Source organism: Bacillus cereus group sp. BfR-BA-01382, assembly GCF_022663475.1.
GTDB classification, from domain to species: domain Bacteria; phylum Bacillota; class Bacilli; order Bacillales; family Bacillaceae_G; genus Bacillus_A; species Bacillus_A thuringiensis_S.
In genome coordinates, this window is sequence record NZ_JAKUFQ010000121.1 from 1 (window position 1) to 14,706 (window position 14,706).

Below are 14,706 nucleotides of genomic sequence, written 5' to 3' on the forward strand. Positions count from 1 at the left end.
GCAAAAATACGTATTGGTACGGGAGTTAGGAGCAAAAATACACATTAGCAGAGCAAAAAATACAAATAAATAAAAAACACACCCTATAACCTATAACGGTGTGTTTAATCCCATCGGAATGTCTTTGTAATTTGTTTCTAATAAGTCTTTGGCTTCCTGTTCTTCCACTGGATAGAATTCGATATGGAACGTGTCACGAATCCTTCTATATGCTTTTACAATGATTTGTTTCTCTATAATTTCGTCAAATGCTTTTTCAATTTCTTTTATATTTTCAGGCTTACTTCTCTTCTTGAATCGGATACTTCCTGCAAAATATATTAAATCTCTTGAGATTTTATATGAACCACTTGTTTGATAGCATATCATTCGTTCTTTTTGAAGTACAAAAACCAGATGATGGGCTAAATCAACTTTTAATTCATCAACTTTTTGTTTATATACCAAAACAGTTTGGCGTTGTATATAGTTCTGGTACATACTATCCGCAACTACAATTCTTGCAACCACGTTACCGTTTGATATAGGCGTTAGTTTAACATCTGAAAACACACCAACTAAGTTAACCTCGCCATCATCTTTCATGTTTGTAAATCTAAAATTACCCATCTTGAGCAATCGTTCTGAAACTGCGGTGTAGTTCTTTTTCCCGTCAGATGTATATAGCTTCTTCACTAAATCACCAATTGTAACAATGATTGTACGTTGTGTAGTAAAAGTTTCATCCCTATGACTCATCACTTCTAAGAATAACTTGTAGTCGAAAGGGTCTAAATCTTTTACGTTATGATTTAACTCATCAACATAGTCTTTACTGATAAGAATATCGAATTTATTTCCATCTGATAGGCTGTATTCATCAGCATAAAAATCAGATTCATTTGTATTTTTTTCTTTATGGTCATTTACTTTTACCTTACCTCTTACATTACCAAAAATGGGATACTCAATAGCAGAGAAGGGGCTTTCTACGACAATATTGGTAGAATAAGAATTCCGTTCTTCCTCTAATAATGTCATTCCTACAATCATTGTAATATCTGTAAAAATAGCTGTTTCCACTTGTTTCTTTGTTTTTTGATGAAGATAAGGGTAGCTGGAAAGTGATTTCTCATCAGATTCACTCCATACCAGTAAAAGTTGTTTGCGTTCTTCAATGACAGATTCGGGATTTGGATGATTATTGAATTGTTTTAAGAAAAGCTCTTTACCATTCTTCTCATAATAATCGTTTAGTAGCTCGAACTCACCCAGAAGTTCCTTTTTGTTTTTTCGATTTACTTTCTTGTCATAATCCTTGATAGCATTTTGTGTCCATCTTCTCTTTGTTCGATTTACGGAATCTTTCTTTACCTTAATTAATGTTTCTTTTGCATCTTTATTTTCAAAATGTTCTTTATATATGTAAGAAATGATATCCTCAATATCACCAAGATTTTTGTCTTCCATTTTTTCTAATAATGTTGTTTTAGAAATCTTATCTATTACTTTTTTGATTAGGACGTCTGTTTCAAACAAATGAAATAGCTCCTTTCTATTACATTCTTATAAAAAATTGTACCGTATTTTTTTATGGATGTGAAGGAAGATATGTTATATCTCTTCTGCAATCTAAGTATTATACAATAGTTTATATAAATTAGGTATTTAAAAAAATTCAATAATTGAGGAGAGAATGATGATGAATAATGAACAAACAATGGTAAATGAGTTTTTGAAAGGATGGGAACAACATATTAGGGATATTGTAAAAACAGATGAACATACTTCTTTTGTTGTTTGTGCGTTAATGCAGAAAGAAGAAATAAAAAGATTTATAAATAAAGGTTCAGCAGGTTCATTAGTAGCATTGGCAGAATTAATTGAATCAATTAAGAAAGAGTATATGATTGTGAAAAAGAATCAACACTTTTTAGGTTTAATTGAAAAAGCTAAGTCTGAAGAATCGGTAGAAATGATTCGGACAAATAGACGTAGATGGCTTGAAATTCAAAATCATGAAGAAACATATGTAGCGGAATTGGTTAAGAAATTTAGCTAATTTTACGCAACTTAAAACTTCTATTCTTATAGAAGTTTTTTTATTTGCTTAATCAAGACTTAATATTCCGTCAATAACAGGCATTCTCATTGTATATGAATATTTTATCTAAATTAATATATGTTAATAGGTATATTGAACATCAAATTTACGATATTACATACATTGTAAAAATAAAATCTATGAAATCCACTGATATAAAAGGAATTGTAGACATTTTTCCTTGTTTAATACTTTCCTTAATCAACACGATTTTTTGTAATTATTCACAAGTCTTTTTTCTTATTTATTTTATATTTTTCAATTAGGCTTGGTTTTTAGCATCAATCATCTTACAAGTTTCCTTAGTGACTTGTTTTTCTTCCTCTAATGTAAAAAATATCCTATTTCGTATGTAATTTTTATCAGGCAATTCTTTTGAAGTATTAATTATTTTATTCGAATAATATAATTCAAATTCGTAAACAGGTGATGTAATATTTGTGTTAGCATATAATATATAGCTATATAAATAACAGGTATTTTTAAAAATTGATTCTAAAGGAGAAAAGAAAAATGAACACTATTGAGGCTAAAAAATTAGAAAAGAAACATCTTGAAAATGAATTAATGGAGCTTGATAAAGAAGCACAAATCTTAGACCAAAAGAAGAGAAATATTGCTTCGAAAATTGAGGATTGCAAAAGAGACATTGAACGTGAAATCTACCATGGTATGACACAATATGAATATTTCAATAGTATTCATGGAGCAGAGTTTAAAGAAGGAAAATTCCGAATTCGAATTGGTGGAACATGGGGAAATGGTCTGTATGTCAATACAAATGTAGGAGATATGGAATTGTCAATACAAAGTAAGTACGATGATGACAAACATTGCTCATTAAATGTATCAAAAGATTATAGTATTAATGGAAGAGGATATGAGAGAGAGCATGAAGGAAGTAACATACCAGAGAAATATAAGAAAGTTTATGAGGAAATGCTTGTTATAAAAGCTAAGTACGGAAAGCTAATGGAAGATGCAGGAATTGACCCAATCCATAAAAGTATCTTGGATAGATTTCTGAACACTAACCGCATTCCATATCCAGATATTGATGTGGACAAGGTTATAGAGAAGAAGTATTTGTGTAAGGACTTAAAATAAAACTTTCAAAAACGGATGGATATTTTCATCTGTTTTTTTATTACATATATAAACAGAGCATATAATAAGAAGTTGTAAAGAAAACAGGTAGTACAAAACTTAATTAAAAAGGAGTGTCATGTTATGACAAACACATTTACAAAGGTTGAATTAAAAGCATATCCATTATTACCTCAAGTAGAATCAGGTATGGAAGTTGTAGCATTAAAGGATTCGGATTATAAAGGTTTATTTGGTACAATAGATGCTGTACTTTATGGTAAGGATAAAGAAACAGAAAATGATACTGTATTGGATATTGTTGTCACGTTTAAAGAAGAAGAGGGACGTAAGATTGATGAAACACATCCTCATTTGAATGGGACCAGTATTTGTGAAGTAATTATGGGAGAAGATGAATTAGGATTTTTCTTTACTGTGTCTAATAACTTAGCACAACAGTTAGATGGAAAATACGTTTGTCCTGCGTGTGGTAAAGGCATGACTTCTATCACTGAGCATCAAGGAGAAACTATTCAATGGGACTTTGCAGATGGAGACTATCAGAAGAGTATCACTAATGAATATTCTGATGGTAAAAAATGTGGGGAATGCGGTTGTGAAATTAATGATGAGAATGAAGTATTTTCATATTGATAAAACACATATACAGGGATGTTTGTTACATTCCTGTTTTTTTAAAATATATAAAAGGGGAATCGACCATGAAAATCAAAAAATATAATAGAGATGATAAATGGGTATTTATGACGATGGAAAATGAGGATATGTTAGCGTGTAAATGGCTACCGTTTCTAAGTGATAATACAATGATTGAAATAGAACTATACAAAGAACAAGAATGTGTAGCAGAATACAGGGCGTTTTTAACGAAAAGAATGGATGTCCGTGAAGGGGAATTTATCTATGAATTGCAGATTTCTCTAACGGATGCAGATAAACAGATGGATATAGGAAGTAGTAAGACAATTTCATTAACACAAAAACAATATATGCGAACAGAAAAAGAAATGACATTAAGAAAACTGGCAAAAGTATTTTATGAGATTATAAATGAATAATTTTTACAAAGTAGACAATTTTAATTTGTCTGCTTTTATTTTTTATTGAAAGAATAGTAAGTGCATATAATAAATGGACAACTATAAAACAGGTAGTTTCAAACACTTAGTTAAAAAAAGGAGATTGATTGAATGAGGAATTTGTATGTAGTTCAGTGTATAGCAGGTAAGGATGTTTTAGGAAGTGTGAGAAAGCACGTAATACTAAAATATGCAGGAAACCCTGAATGGACTATTACAAAAGCAGTAATGCGAATGTGGGAGGTGATTGAGTACAAGGTAATTTCTACTCAAAATAAAACAAATAGTGTGCAAGCATAATAGCGGAAAAGGAGAATAGATAATGTTGAAATATAAAATAGCAAAAATATTACCAACAAACATTCTTTTATCAATACCATATACAGGATTACATGCTCTCAATAACTTCTTAAATGGAGATATGGGATATGTAGCAATGTGTGGTGTGATTTCCGTATTGCAACTATTTTGTTTTAAGAAGCTTAAAAAACTTGTAGATAAAATGAAACCAAAACATATGAAGCAGGAAGAAAGAGTAAATCATATGGCGATGTAAACAGTAAAAAAAGAGTATCCTTTTAGGACGCTCTTTTTTTTACATAAATACTGTCTATTTTATAAACTTGAAGTAGCTCACAAAAAATATGATTTCCAAAGTAATAATTGAAAATATAGTAATCATAGTCAATCCGTTAAGTGGAAGTTTTTTGTTTAATAAATTTTTCATTTCACTCACCTCGAAAGAATATTTTTATTCAGTAATAATTTTAAAGCGAACTCCGATAGGAAAACACTCAACTCCATTATCATTCACGATGTAAAACCCAGTACCAGTTACCTTCATAACAGGATATACTTTGTCCTTTGTAACATGGTCAAACAACTTTTCATCATGCAATGCCATCAATTTATCACCAACAACTAATGTTTTTCTTTCTTTTACTTCCATTTTTATTCCTCTTTCTTTAATTAAATCTAATATTAAAATAATACATTTATTTTAAAAATTATTTTACTTCTTCACTAATTCTAACGATGTTGATTGTTGAAGTATTATCACTTACAACTTCAAACTTTTCACCATAGTTTTCGATGATATCTCCCTTTTCATAATCTTTTAATTCAACGATGAAATTCTCATTTGATGTCCCATCTTCGTTAAGAATATATGCTATTTTCATTGTTCCTCGTGTAGTACCAACTACTTCGCTCTCATCTGCAAATAGATATAACGAATCTCCAAAATCAGTAGCAACCCAATCAGCAAATTTATCATGCCAGTATACACGTCTTATTTGTCCATCATGTCGTTCAATTAAATCTTCTTCATATATATCATTACCAAGTTTATCTTTAAGCCCTGTGAATTCATCTCTTCCTATAAGCTCATAACCAAATTCAGAGTTGAAACAAGGTGATAATTCAGATGCGTTCCGTGTTTCCAATTGACTTAACGTATATATTTTTCTTTCAATATTATCTGTAGCAATATGCTTGAATGTATAACGAAATTTTTTCTCTCTCAAAATAATTCCTCACTTCATTTTCTTTTATCGTAAATATTGTATTTACTTATTTTTGGGGAATTCATGTTTTTCCATTTCCTTATAAGTCAAACGTTTGTAGGGTTCTATTTCAATACGACCACTGATTGTCTTATATTCTGAATGATTAACTTCTTTATAGGTAATGTAACCATCGTCTGTCCTATATGTATCTGCGTATATGATTTGTTTTTGATTGTTAATATCAATATACTCAATTTTATATACTTGTTTTGGACTGTTATAACTATCTATACCTAAACCTATAGCAAGTAAAACAATTAAAACACAAGCTATTGCACCTAAAATCATGTCATGTTTTTCTAACAATTTATTTTCACCTCTATAAGCTACTTAATAAAGTTCTTCCCACTCTGCTTTGCAATCATTATTCGTACAGCACAACTTTAATTTCGTAAGGGTTTCAGGTTCACCATACTTACTGGTAGTAACATGAGAAATACGCATTACTACATTGTCCTTTCCGCATTTTGTGCAGGTGCAAGTGAATTTTCCATTTGTAATATTTTTCATAGTAAATTTTCCTTTCTTAAATTATTTATTGTTTTTCTACAAATGACGGTAAATCATTTACTTGTATCTAAATCCAAAATTACTCTGTTAATTGAACCTCTGTACATATGACCTCATCAAATCGAACCCATACAAAATATCCTTCTCCTTTGTCGAGTTTCAAAGATGAGTTAGAGAAGTCAATTGTTAATACTTTTAATTCTTCTTCTTCGTATATTACTTTCATTAGTAATCCTCCTTTTCATTTACCTAAATATTACACACGCATCATTGTTACAGTAACTCGTTTTTTCGATTTCCCTTTTCTGTAAACTTGATAAGAATTAAGAAAATCATTAAATTCATTTACTTTTCGATAACCATTTACTCTTAGTTCATGAACTTTCTTTTTGAACCGTTTCCAGTCTTCATCTTTCCATTCAGCAAAAATGAAATCACCTTCTGTAACGTTTATATGAATCCTTGACATCATAAGTCACTCCTTATTTAAAGAATTTAAAGCTATTACATACATGTCTTTGTTATGAAACTTGAATTGGCTCAATGACAACTGTTATATAAGCCATGTCCCAATCACCCTTACAAGAAAACCAATAATTAATTACCCCTTCTTTTAGAGCAGGAGGGTGATTCAGAATCTCATCCTTTTTTGTTCTGATATGAACGGGATGTGAACCATACATTAATTCATCATCGGATTTTGCAACATCTAATTTTTCTTGCAATTCTTTCATGCGTTTATCGAACTCTTCTTCAGCGTTATTCCATAATTGAAAGAATTGTGGTTTTGTCTCGCAACCATACATATCCACTTCAGCAACTTTATAAATCTCCATCTATAATTCCTCACTTTTTAGATATATTGTTTTTCTGTATACATCACTTATGAACCAGGTTTTACTGTGACGGTTGCAGGGTCGCAATGGACGACTATATATGAACCATCTAAATGAGCATTTGTAATGACTTCACCTTTTTTAAACTGTTGACAATCAATATTAAAGTTAAAAAAGGGAGTATCATCCATATGTAGAACAAACATCACCATAATGAATCAACTCCCCATAAATTCTTATTTATTGCAAATTAGATGGTGGAGATATATTTCCATTCACCATTTTCTAATTTAAACGTATCCATATCGTCATCCACTCGATAGAAAACAGAAGGTTTGTTTTCTGAGGAAATAGCAAAATACATAAATTGCTTATCTTCTTTTACATATTCGATAGTTTCATGACTCCATAAGGATATTGTTTCTTTTAGACATTTCTTGCAGAATAAAATTTCTTTCAATTTCTTTTCCAATTCTTGAACCATACGATTTTTCGTCCTTTCTAAAACTCTTTAAATACAATGTTAAAAAGAAAAGTTGCGAAATATGAATTAGGCAACTTTTACTTTTCTATCTGTGATTTTCCAATTTCCTCGATTATCGTGAGAAACCAGATCGTTATGTTGAAGGACTAACATGTCTCGTTGAATCGTGCGTTGGCATACTCCAAATTCATCTTGCAATTTTTTTGTAGTTACACTGCCTTCCTTGCGAATGAATAGATAAATAGATTTGCAACGATTTAACATATGTTTCGTTTGTTTTTTCATTAAAAACATCTCCTTAAAATAAATTCAGTTTGAATACCTTTTATATATATACCTTTATATAATATTTATTTTGACTATAAATAATAACTTTATTTATTTTGACTATTGTCAAAGAAAAGTATACATCATTCATTTTGAAATGAAAAGTGTTTTTACAAATATTTTCTATGAAGCTTATCTATAATATAGGGATTATAAAAAACAGGTATTTAAAAAAATAACTTTTAAAGGGGATAGGATAGTGCGTAACAGGAGTTTAACAATTATTTTTTTATTAATGAGTTATGTAATTATTAGCGATAGAATTTCAAATGTTGCACGGATGATAGATAGTGAATTTCTACAATTTGTAATTTGTAGTATTGGATATGTTTCTTGGGTAGGTATTGGTATTTTTTTATATAGTCGTGTGAAAACAATGATGAGTAAGGGGTGTTAAGGAGGATGAATAAAGAGGCTGAGAATAAATTAGTATATCGAGTATATGAAGGTATTGTTATTGGCGAGAAAATCCCATTTTTATTTTGTCTTTCTAATGTGAGAGAACATTCACTACGAGAGGAAATTGAAACTGGTGTGAGAAAGATGTCTTGTGATTGGCATGTAATTCACGAAACAGGAAATCGAAATGAAGCAAGAACAATGGCAAATGATACGGAATTTTAATGTCGAAGTAATGACTAAATTCTATATAAATTACATAGAATATATGGATATTTTATAAAACAGGTGTTTGACAAAATTTAATTTAAAAGGGAGCGTTATTTATTATGTTAGGTATGTTCAAAAAGGTTCGTAAAGTAAAACAAATTTTAGGTGCGTTAATTTTATTAGGATTATTATCTTGGGTAGGTATTGAAGGTGCTTTAGTTGGTGGAATAATTGGTTATGGTATGTATAAAGCGATTAAAAAGTTTGGTATTACAAGTCGATTAAAAAGATTCGTTACAAAAAAGAATGCTTTTAAACTTGCATTAGGCGTATTTGGTTTATATATGGTTAAGACTTTTGGGTTGGTAAATATTGTTTTTGTTACAATTGTTGCAGTTGGTTATTATGCATTTGAAAAATATGATGTAAAGGCACAATTTGTTAATTTAAAAAGAAAAGCATTTTTAAAAAGTGAAGGTTATGCATTAGTAAAAACAAATGATTCAGATGTTGCATTCAAAAACTTTGAAAATGGAACACTGACAGTATTTAACTTTGATGCGAAATTTAATACATCTATTCATTTAAAACAAAATCAAGTTACGGAAATTCAAAATCATACGGCCGATGATTTTAATGAAATTGAAGTAGTAGAGATTGAATTAAGTGAAGAAATGAAAGAATTAAATAAAATGAATTACAAGTTATTAAAAGGCGATGCAACATCATTAGATGTAATGTTTAGAGTATTTGAAAATGGCGTATATGTTTTCTGTTTTGATGGGGGCAAAAAACATACAGATGGTGTTTTCTTAGAAAATGTTATTTTTAATGAAGCAATGCACAGCAATACAACTACTACTGCTCTTGTAGTTGCTTAAATTTGAAGAGGTGATTTATTGCCTCTTTTTTTTTATACCTGGTTGAGATATAACTATAGTTAACAAATGAAAATAGTTAGGTGGAAAAACAAATGTTAACAAGTGAAATGATACTAAACAAGTTAGAAGAAAATATTTCAACATTAAAAGAATTTGAGGTAGAGTCAATTGGAATATTTGGTTCTCATGCGAGAAATGAAGCACGAGAAGATAGTGATATAGATATGGTTGTACGATTTAAAGAAGGTAAAAAGACTTTTAAGCGTTTTATGGGATTAGAACAATTTGCAGAGGAACTATTTTTAAAAGAGGTAGATTTGGTATCGGAAGAGAACGTGAAGCCAGAGATTTTTCCTTATATGAGAAAGGATGTTAAATATGTTAAAGGATTACAGGATAATATTTGAAGGTATTTTAACAGAAGCAAAGGATGCAGAGGAATTTGTAGAAGGTATGTCATTTGAGGAATTTAAAAATGATAAGAAGACAATGAAAGCAGTTATCAGAAGTTTAGAGATTATTGGTGAAGCAATGAATCGTATTCCAAAAGAATATCAACAAAAACATAAAGATATTTCTTGGTGGGCGTGGGTTAAGTTTAGAAATGTACTTATTCATGTGTATCATGCGATTGATTTAGATTTAGTGTGGGACGTTTTAAAAAACGAAGTGCCTCCATTAAAGAAGCAAATGGATAGATTGCTAAAAAACCCTAAAACATCGAATCCAAAAGCATATAAAAAATCAAAGCAAAGAACAAATCATAAAGTAGAAGCGTAAGGAGAAATCCTTGCGTTTTTTATTTGCTCTTTTATGAAACAGCTTAAAAACAACTATAATACATGGAATATATAAACAGGTGAACTTACGTTTTAATTAAAAAGGAGATAGGTGGCATGAGTAATTATTTAATTGAGAAAAAGGTACAGCAACTAAAAAAAGAAGTATGTAAAAAGTCTTTTTCTATGATGGATATTGTTTGTAAGGGCTATGATTGGTGTGTCTTTTATGAGCATATACAAGTATTAATCAAACGTTTGTTTAAAACATTTCAGCGACTTCATAGGGAAACGATGGACTTTGAAATTATAACAGATTCTGATAGAAACGCAGATAAATTAGGACTTTTCTATTACAGCAAGTATGGTCATGTTGAAGTTTGGTATCAGATTAACAGTAATGAATTAACATTTAATGAAATTAAAACAGATTTTTATAAACAGGTGTATGCATTAGTTTAGTCGAGTTATGAAGATAACTTTTAAAAGGAGAGAATGATGATGACAATTCTAATTGAGAATCAGGTAAAAAGTATGCATGTTACTCTACAAGGGGAATCTATCCATATAAATGAGTTGGTTCACAAGACAAAACGATGGGATTCATTTAAAGAAACTTTATTTGTGAAATCTCGTAATGTCCATATGGATTTACAACGAGTGAAACACGAATTTGGAAGAGTGGACATTCAACATGATATAGCTGAAGAATTAAACACGATTATATTTTCATCCTTTTCAAAGTATGGAAATGTATTTCTAATATTCTTGGTAAGAGAAAACATGTTGATGTTTCAATCAGTAAGAATAGAAGAGTGCAGTGCAGAAGAAACAGAGTTCGTATATGCATTAGTATAGGTCATATCAACGTGGTATGGCTTTTTATTATGAATAGACATAGGCTGATAGTATGACAGAACCAAATGATAAAATCTATTAACCCTTACTATAATGAGGTATACAGAAGGGGGAGTGATGCTATCATGAATACATTACATAAAGAAAACTCTTTATTTTTCAAAGAAGAAAACAAGCGAATGAAAGAATTAATTTGGAAATTATTATTGGGAATGAGTTCTTCAAAAGATATTCATATGTGGGAAGCAGAAGTAAAGACATTAGATAAGGCTATTTCGGATGAATATACATATTCCTTATGTAGAGAAGCTGAGACATTCTTCCTTGAGTATTTGCTGATTCATTATCCTGAACATCAGGTACTACAAGAGCATTTTCGTTCTACAGATGTTGTGCTTCAAGAAAGAGAACTGGTTGTACATACAATGTTTGTTCGAGTCTTAGTTGAAATCAAAGAACTGAACGTGTTAGAAGAGGATTTCACCTATTTATTGGATGATATAGGTCAAATATATAGGATGAACAAAATGGAAGTATTATCTTTCGCAAAGGAATTGAGAAGCAATTTAAAGTCTATTACACCAAAAGAACAAGAACTGCACTTAAGAATCAATGCATTAAGTAGGTTCGCAAATATTATATGATGAAATTTCGAAACAGTACATTTTGATGTGCTGTTTTTATTTTTCATGAATTGTTGTATTGAAAGAGATAGAACATTTATTTTGTTTACTATAGTAAAAATATATTCGTATAATGAAGTAATTCATTTTACAAGGAGGGATGCGTATATGGAGAAAAAATGTTCATTTTGTGGTTTTGAAAAAAAGAATTTCTTACCTGCTATACATGAAGGTGTTGGACTTTGTAAGAATTGTTCACGAATTGCTTACGAACATTTTCATGGGAAAACAGATGAAAATAATAAGGGGAATGCAAATAAAAAAGAAGCATCTCTGATGTATTCACGTCCTTTACGACCACATGAAATAAAAAATAAATTGGATAGAGATGTAATTGGACAAGACGATGCAAAGAAGGTTTTGACAGTCGAAATTTATAATCATTACAAACGAATTCATAGCAAAGTAAAAACAAGAATTCCTAAAAATAACATATTACTAATTGGTGAGAGTGGTTGTGGAAAAACACATTTAGTAGAGACGATTTCAAAAATCATTAATATTCCTATGACAATTGTAGATGCTACTACGATTACAGAAACAGGATATAGCGGAAAAGATGTAGATAGTATTCTATCATCTTTAATACAACAAGCAAATGGAGATGTTGCTTCTGCTGAACAGGGCATTGTATTTATTGATGAAGTTGATAAAATAGCAAAACGTACATCGAATACAAGTACAAAAGACCCGCAAGGAGAAGGTGTTCAACAGGCTCTATTAAAAATGATTGAGGGTACAAACTTTACAATCGAGCAAAATAGACAATCTATTAAACGAACAACTGTGACCATTAACACTTCTAATATTCTATTTATATTTGGAGGAGCTTTTGATGGACTAAAAGAGATAGTTGATAAAAGAATAAATAAGAATAGAAAAACGATTGGATTTATGAATGCAGATACAGTAGAGACAAGTAAGGATGATTCTAAAATGAGTCCTATAAGGATTGAGGACTTAATACAGTTTGGAATGATTCCTGAATTCATTGGTCGTATTCCCCTAATACTTACACTAAACCCATTAACGAAAGAAAACTTAATGGATATCTTAGTGAAGCCTAATGGGGCTATTATTCCTGAATATATAAAGCTATTCAAAGAAGAACAAAAAGATTTGCGTTTTACAGATGAAGCGATTGAATATATTGCTACAGAAGCTTTACATAAAGGTTTAGGAGCACGAGGGATGAAGGGAATTGTGGCGAAAAAGATGAATGATTTGTTATATGACATGCTTATAAATGAGAATATGACGGAGTTTGTAGCTACTAAAACCTTTATTAGGGGGTAGAACAGGGGGTACGACATATTTTCTTCATTTTTAGTTATTAAATTGAGAGATAAATACTACTATATAACATAATCAACATTAAAGCTGTTGACTATAAAAAATAAAAAAAGTCAAAAATATTTTGACTAAAAACAGAATAGTAGGAGGTGCATCGCCATGACAGAAGCTATCGAAAGAAAACACCTTTCCGTGAAAAACGGAATTATGGCTTTCTTCTTAACTCTTGTGATGATGATGGGCTTTGGACTACCTGTGATGCAAGCACATGCTGACGGACAAGTCGGCGACGTTAAACTGGAAATTGATTCAAACGGTAAATTGGAATTTAAAGGTGGAGATATTAATTCGGGTGGAAACAGTGGTTCTGCTTGGACTAAATTCATCGAAAAATACCGTAACTTTATCGTTGGTATCTCTGGTATCGGTGCAGTTTCAATGATTATGTTCTTCATTTTCCAATTCATGAAACTTGGTGCATCTGCGGGTAACCCACAAGCTCGTTCTCAAGCGTTAACAGGCTTAATTTGGAGTGGTATTGCGGCCGCTGGTTTAGGTGCGGTTACAATCATCGTAGGATTATCTGAAAAGAAAAGTCCCCTACGTCCGAAATGGCGTAAGGAAACAGTTGGTGAACCTGTAAATGCAGGGTGTGTGATGATGCAATCATGCTAACGGTAGAAGTTAACTAAGACTGCTTGTATGACAATTACAAGCCTTTCTCTCAAAAAGAGAAATGACCATAGGCGAATACGCTTCGTAAGAGACTCTAAGGTCTACAGAGATGTAGATAGCTTGATAATACCGTGCTAAGTTATTATAAATGCATTATTTGTATATGTTTATAATAAAAAAGTGTAACGACTATCGAAAACCTATATACAGTATAGAGTTAGTAGAGTAGGAGAAAGAAGGTGAAAACCCTTCCTCCGAAGTGCCAACATGCCAAACAGGTAAAGCTGAGGTATAAGATATAGTCTAATCCCTTATAAAATATGTCGAAAGACAGGGTACATTGTTTTCTACAGTGCATTCAAATAAGCAAAGAACAAGCCAAAAAACGTACTTGGATATTTTCCAGGTGCGTTTTTTCTTTTGGATAAAAAACATAGAATACATAGCATATATAAAATAGTTGTATCTATTGATACATGATAAGAAAGGGGGGATGAAAATGCCAAGAGGTTATCAAAAAACGCATGAAGATTTTCTGAAAGAAGTGAAAGAAAAAAGAGGGAACGAATACACTGTATTAGGTGTTTATAAGACGTCAAGTGAATTAATTCGTATGAGACATGATGCTTGTGACTATGAATGGGATGTACAGCCACGGGTATTTTTAAAAAGTAAACGATGTCCAAATTGTTATGGAAAAATAAAAAAGACAACAAAATCATTTAAAGAAGAGATAAAAAATTTAGTAGGTGATGAGTATGAGGTTTTAGGAGAGTATAAGAATAGTAAAACCCCTCTAACGGTAAAGCATAATATGTGTGGAAGGGAATATGATATTCGACCAAATGATTTCATTTCATTAGGAGCGAGATGTTCTTTTTGTGCAGGTAATATTAGGAAAAGTCATGAAGACTATGTAAGAGAAATAAGT

The 14,706-nt window shown here is 30.7% G+C and carries 26 protein-coding genes and 1 pseudogene; 17 read left to right on the forward strand and 10 right to left on the reverse strand.

Annotated features, from left to right (window positions below; translation table 11 throughout):
- Positions 1 to 90: 90 nt before the first annotated feature.
- On the reverse strand, positions 91 to 1,518 hold the full coding sequence (locus MR160_RS29215) for a hypothetical protein (protein ID WP_061662749.1): 1,428 nt from the start codon (positions 1,516 to 1,518) through the stop codon (positions 91 to 93).
- 163 nt (positions 1,519 to 1,681) lie between these two features.
- On the opposite strand from MR160_RS29215, the gene MR160_RS29220 reads away from it, so the two are divergent.
- The 6 genes from MR160_RS29220 (at position 1,682) to MR160_RS29245 (ending at position 4,828) form a co-directional block, all read left to right on the forward strand.
- Positions 1,682 to 2,041 carry a hypothetical protein gene (locus tag MR160_RS29220; protein WP_242298837.1) on the forward strand — a complete coding sequence of 120 codons (360 nt, stop codon included), beginning with the start codon at positions 1,682 to 1,684 and terminating at the stop codon, positions 2,039 to 2,041.
- Positions 2,042 to 2,596: 555 nt separating this feature from the next.
- Positions 2,597 to 3,190: a hypothetical protein gene (locus MR160_RS29225; protein ID WP_242298838.1), complete on the forward strand. Its 594-nt coding sequence runs from the start codon at positions 2,597 to 2,599 to the stop codon at positions 3,188 to 3,190.
- 123 nt (positions 3,191 to 3,313) lie between these two features.
- Complete coding sequence (locus MR160_RS29230) at positions 3,314 to 3,826, forward strand: hypothetical protein (protein WP_242298839.1); 513 nt, start codon at positions 3,314 to 3,316, stop codon at positions 3,824 to 3,826.
- A gap of 68 nt (positions 3,827 to 3,894) precedes the next feature.
- Entirely contained in the window at positions 3,895 to 4,251 is a 357-nt protein-coding gene (locus MR160_RS29235; RefSeq protein ID WP_242298840.1) for a hypothetical protein, read from the forward strand.
- Positions 4,252 to 4,383: 132 nt separating this feature from the next.
- On the forward strand, positions 4,384 to 4,572 hold the full coding sequence (locus MR160_RS29240; RefSeq protein WP_086877573.1) for a hypothetical protein: 189 nt from the start codon (positions 4,384 to 4,386) through the stop codon (positions 4,570 to 4,572).
- Positions 4,573 to 4,594: 22 nt separating this feature from the next.
- Positions 4,595 to 4,828, forward strand: a complete 234-nt coding sequence (locus tag MR160_RS29245) for a hypothetical protein (protein ID WP_086877571.1) — start codon at positions 4,595 to 4,597, stop codon at positions 4,826 to 4,828.
- A gap of 195 nt (positions 4,829 to 5,023) precedes the next feature.
- Here MR160_RS29245 and MR160_RS29250 read toward each other — a convergent pair whose 3' ends face one another.
- From MR160_RS29250 to MR160_RS29290, 9 genes are all read right to left on the reverse strand, one after another.
- Complete coding sequence (locus tag MR160_RS29250) at positions 5,024 to 5,221, reverse strand: hypothetical protein (RefSeq protein WP_000453185.1); 198 nt, start codon at positions 5,219 to 5,221, stop codon at positions 5,024 to 5,026.
- Between the two features lie 58 nt (positions 5,222 to 5,279).
- Entirely contained in the window at positions 5,280 to 5,798 is a 519-nt protein-coding gene (locus MR160_RS29255; protein WP_086877569.1) for a YopX family protein, read from the reverse strand.
- A 42-nt stretch (positions 5,799 to 5,840) separates the two neighbouring features.
- The gene (locus tag MR160_RS29260) at positions 5,841 to 6,146 is read right to left on the reverse strand and encodes a hypothetical protein (RefSeq protein ID WP_242298841.1); all 306 of its coding nucleotides are present in this window, start codon (positions 6,144 to 6,146) and stop codon (positions 5,841 to 5,843) included.
- Positions 6,147 to 6,429: 283 nt separating this feature from the next.
- A complete protein-coding gene (locus MR160_RS29265) occupies positions 6,430 to 6,576 on the reverse strand; it encodes a hypothetical protein (RefSeq protein ID WP_000864872.1) in 147 nt (48 codons plus the stop codon).
- Positions 6,577 to 6,606: 30 nt separating this feature from the next.
- Complete coding sequence (locus tag MR160_RS29270) at positions 6,607 to 6,819, reverse strand: hypothetical protein (protein ID WP_242298842.1); 213 nt, start codon at positions 6,817 to 6,819, stop codon at positions 6,607 to 6,609.
- Between the two features lie 52 nt (positions 6,820 to 6,871).
- Positions 6,872 to 7,186 carry a hypothetical protein gene (locus MR160_RS29275; protein WP_242298843.1) on the reverse strand — a complete coding sequence of 105 codons (315 nt, stop codon included), beginning with the start codon at positions 7,184 to 7,186 and terminating at the stop codon, positions 6,872 to 6,874.
- A gap of 47 nt (positions 7,187 to 7,233) precedes the next feature.
- Positions 7,234 to 7,398: a hypothetical protein gene (locus MR160_RS29280; RefSeq protein ID WP_242298844.1), complete on the reverse strand. Its 165-nt coding sequence runs from the start codon at positions 7,396 to 7,398 to the stop codon at positions 7,234 to 7,236.
- Between the two features lie 38 nt (positions 7,399 to 7,436).
- Positions 7,437 to 7,670, reverse strand: a complete 234-nt coding sequence (locus MR160_RS29285) for a hypothetical protein (protein ID WP_242298845.1) — start codon at positions 7,668 to 7,670, stop codon at positions 7,437 to 7,439.
- Between the two features lie 66 nt (positions 7,671 to 7,736).
- The gene (locus MR160_RS29290; RefSeq protein WP_242298846.1) at positions 7,737 to 7,955 is read right to left on the reverse strand and encodes a DeoR family transcriptional regulator; all 219 of its coding nucleotides are present in this window, start codon (positions 7,953 to 7,955) and stop codon (positions 7,737 to 7,739) included.
- A gap of 241 nt (positions 7,956 to 8,196) precedes the next feature.
- Between MR160_RS29290 and MR160_RS29295 the strand changes: the two genes are divergently transcribed.
- The 11 genes and pseudogenes from MR160_RS29295 to MR160_RS29345 form a co-directional block, all read left to right on the forward strand.
- Positions 8,197 to 8,394: a hypothetical protein gene (locus MR160_RS29295; RefSeq protein WP_098297225.1), complete on the forward strand. Its 198-nt coding sequence runs from the start codon at positions 8,197 to 8,199 to the stop codon at positions 8,392 to 8,394.
- A 5-nt stretch (positions 8,395 to 8,399) separates the two neighbouring features.
- A complete protein-coding gene (locus MR160_RS29300; RefSeq protein WP_242298847.1) occupies positions 8,400 to 8,621 on the forward strand; it encodes a hypothetical protein in 222 nt (73 codons plus the stop codon).
- 104 nt (positions 8,622 to 8,725) lie between these two features.
- Positions 8,726 to 9,487 carry a hypothetical protein gene (locus MR160_RS29305; RefSeq protein WP_242298848.1) on the forward strand — a complete coding sequence of 254 codons (762 nt, stop codon included), beginning with the start codon at positions 8,726 to 8,728 and terminating at the stop codon, positions 9,485 to 9,487.
- Positions 9,488 to 9,579: 92 nt separating this feature from the next.
- Positions 9,580 to 9,894, forward strand: a complete 315-nt coding sequence (locus MR160_RS29310; protein WP_242298849.1) for a nucleotidyltransferase family protein — start codon at positions 9,580 to 9,582, stop codon at positions 9,892 to 9,894.
- A complete protein-coding gene (locus MR160_RS29315) occupies positions 9,866 to 10,267 on the forward strand; it encodes a HepT-like ribonuclease domain-containing protein (RefSeq protein WP_242298850.1) in 402 nt (133 codons plus the stop codon). Before MR160_RS29310 ends, MR160_RS29315 begins: the two co-directional genes overlap by 29 nt.
- 116 nt (positions 10,268 to 10,383) lie before the next feature.
- Entirely contained in the window at positions 10,384 to 10,728 is a 345-nt protein-coding gene (locus tag MR160_RS29320) for a hypothetical protein (RefSeq protein ID WP_242298851.1), read from the forward strand.
- A gap of 39 nt (positions 10,729 to 10,767) precedes the next feature.
- Positions 10,768 to 11,124 carry a hypothetical protein gene (locus MR160_RS29325; protein ID WP_242298852.1) on the forward strand — a complete coding sequence of 119 codons (357 nt, stop codon included), beginning with the start codon at positions 10,768 to 10,770 and terminating at the stop codon, positions 11,122 to 11,124.
- Between the two features lie 125 nt (positions 11,125 to 11,249).
- Positions 11,250 to 11,768, forward strand: a complete 519-nt coding sequence (locus MR160_RS29330; RefSeq protein WP_242298853.1) for a hypothetical protein — start codon at positions 11,250 to 11,252, stop codon at positions 11,766 to 11,768.
- Positions 11,769 to 11,915: 147 nt separating this feature from the next.
- Positions 11,916 to 13,103: an ATP-dependent Clp protease ATP-binding subunit ClpX gene (gene clpX, locus MR160_RS29335; protein WP_242298854.1), complete on the forward strand. Its 1,188-nt coding sequence runs from the start codon at positions 11,916 to 11,918 to the stop codon at positions 13,101 to 13,103.
- Between the two features lie 156 nt (positions 13,104 to 13,259).
- Positions 13,260 to 13,775, forward strand: a complete 516-nt coding sequence (locus MR160_RS29340; protein ID WP_242298855.1) for a pilin — start codon at positions 13,260 to 13,262, stop codon at positions 13,773 to 13,775.
- A gap of 499 nt (positions 13,776 to 14,274) precedes the next feature.
- Positions 14,275 to 14,706: pseudogene (locus MR160_RS29345) on the forward strand (hypothetical protein); the annotation flags it as partial.

Coding starts and splice junctions, on each gene's coding strand:
- MR160_RS29220 (WP_242298837.1), top strand. CDS start 1,682: ATGAATAATGAACAAACAATGGTAAATGAGTTTTTGAAAGGATGGGAA.
- MR160_RS29225 (WP_242298838.1), top strand. CDS start 2,597: ATGAACACTATTGAGGCTAAAAAATTAGAAAAGAAACATCTTGAAAAT.
- MR160_RS29230 (WP_242298839.1), top strand. CDS start 3,314: ATGACAAACACATTTACAAAGGTTGAATTAAAAGCATATCCATTATTA.
- MR160_RS29235 (WP_242298840.1), top strand. CDS start 3,895: ATGAAAATCAAAAAATATAATAGAGATGATAAATGGGTATTTATGACG.
- MR160_RS29240 (WP_086877573.1), top strand. CDS start 4,384: ATGAGGAATTTGTATGTAGTTCAGTGTATAGCAGGTAAGGATGTTTTA.
- MR160_RS29245 (WP_086877571.1), top strand. CDS start 4,595: ATGTTGAAATATAAAATAGCAAAAATATTACCAACAAACATTCTTTTA.
- MR160_RS29250 (WP_000453185.1), bottom strand. CDS start 5,221: ATGGAAGTAAAAGAAAGAAAAACATTAGTTGTTGGTGATAAATTGATG.
- MR160_RS29265 (WP_000864872.1), bottom strand. CDS start 6,576: ATGAAAGTAATATACGAAGAAGAAGAATTAAAAGTATTAACAATTGAC.
- MR160_RS29270 (WP_242298842.1), bottom strand. CDS start 6,819: ATGTCAAGGATTCATATAAACGTTACAGAAGGTGATTTCATTTTTGCT.
- MR160_RS29275 (WP_242298843.1), bottom strand. CDS start 7,186: ATGGAGATTTATAAAGTTGCTGAAGTGGATATGTATGGTTGCGAGACA.
- MR160_RS29280 (WP_242298844.1), bottom strand. CDS start 7,398: ATGGTGATGTTTGTTCTACATATGGATGATACTCCCTTTTTTAACTTT.
- MR160_RS29285 (WP_242298845.1), bottom strand. CDS start 7,670: ATGGTTCAAGAATTGGAAAAGAAATTGAAAGAAATTTTATTCTGCAAG.
- MR160_RS29290 (WP_242298846.1), bottom strand. CDS start 7,955: ATGAAAAAACAAACGAAACATATGTTAAATCGTTGCAAATCTATTTAT.
- MR160_RS29300 (WP_242298847.1), top strand. CDS start 8,400: ATGAATAAAGAGGCTGAGAATAAATTAGTATATCGAGTATATGAAGGT.
- MR160_RS29305 (WP_242298848.1), top strand. CDS start 8,726: ATGTTAGGTATGTTCAAAAAGGTTCGTAAAGTAAAACAAATTTTAGGT.
- MR160_RS29310 (WP_242298849.1), top strand. CDS start 9,580: ATGTTAACAAGTGAAATGATACTAAACAAGTTAGAAGAAAATATTTCA.
- MR160_RS29315 (WP_242298850.1), top strand. CDS start 9,866: ATGTTAAAGGATTACAGGATAATATTTGAAGGTATTTTAACAGAAGCA.
- MR160_RS29320 (WP_242298851.1), top strand. CDS start 10,384: ATGAGTAATTATTTAATTGAGAAAAAGGTACAGCAACTAAAAAAAGAA.
- MR160_RS29325 (WP_242298852.1), top strand. CDS start 10,768: ATGACAATTCTAATTGAGAATCAGGTAAAAAGTATGCATGTTACTCTA.
- MR160_RS29330 (WP_242298853.1), top strand. CDS start 11,250: ATGAATACATTACATAAAGAAAACTCTTTATTTTTCAAAGAAGAAAAC.
- clpX (WP_242298854.1), top strand. CDS start 11,916: ATGGAGAAAAAATGTTCATTTTGTGGTTTTGAAAAAAAGAATTTCTTA.
- MR160_RS29340 (WP_242298855.1), top strand. CDS start 13,260: ATGACAGAAGCTATCGAAAGAAAACACCTTTCCGTGAAAAACGGAATT.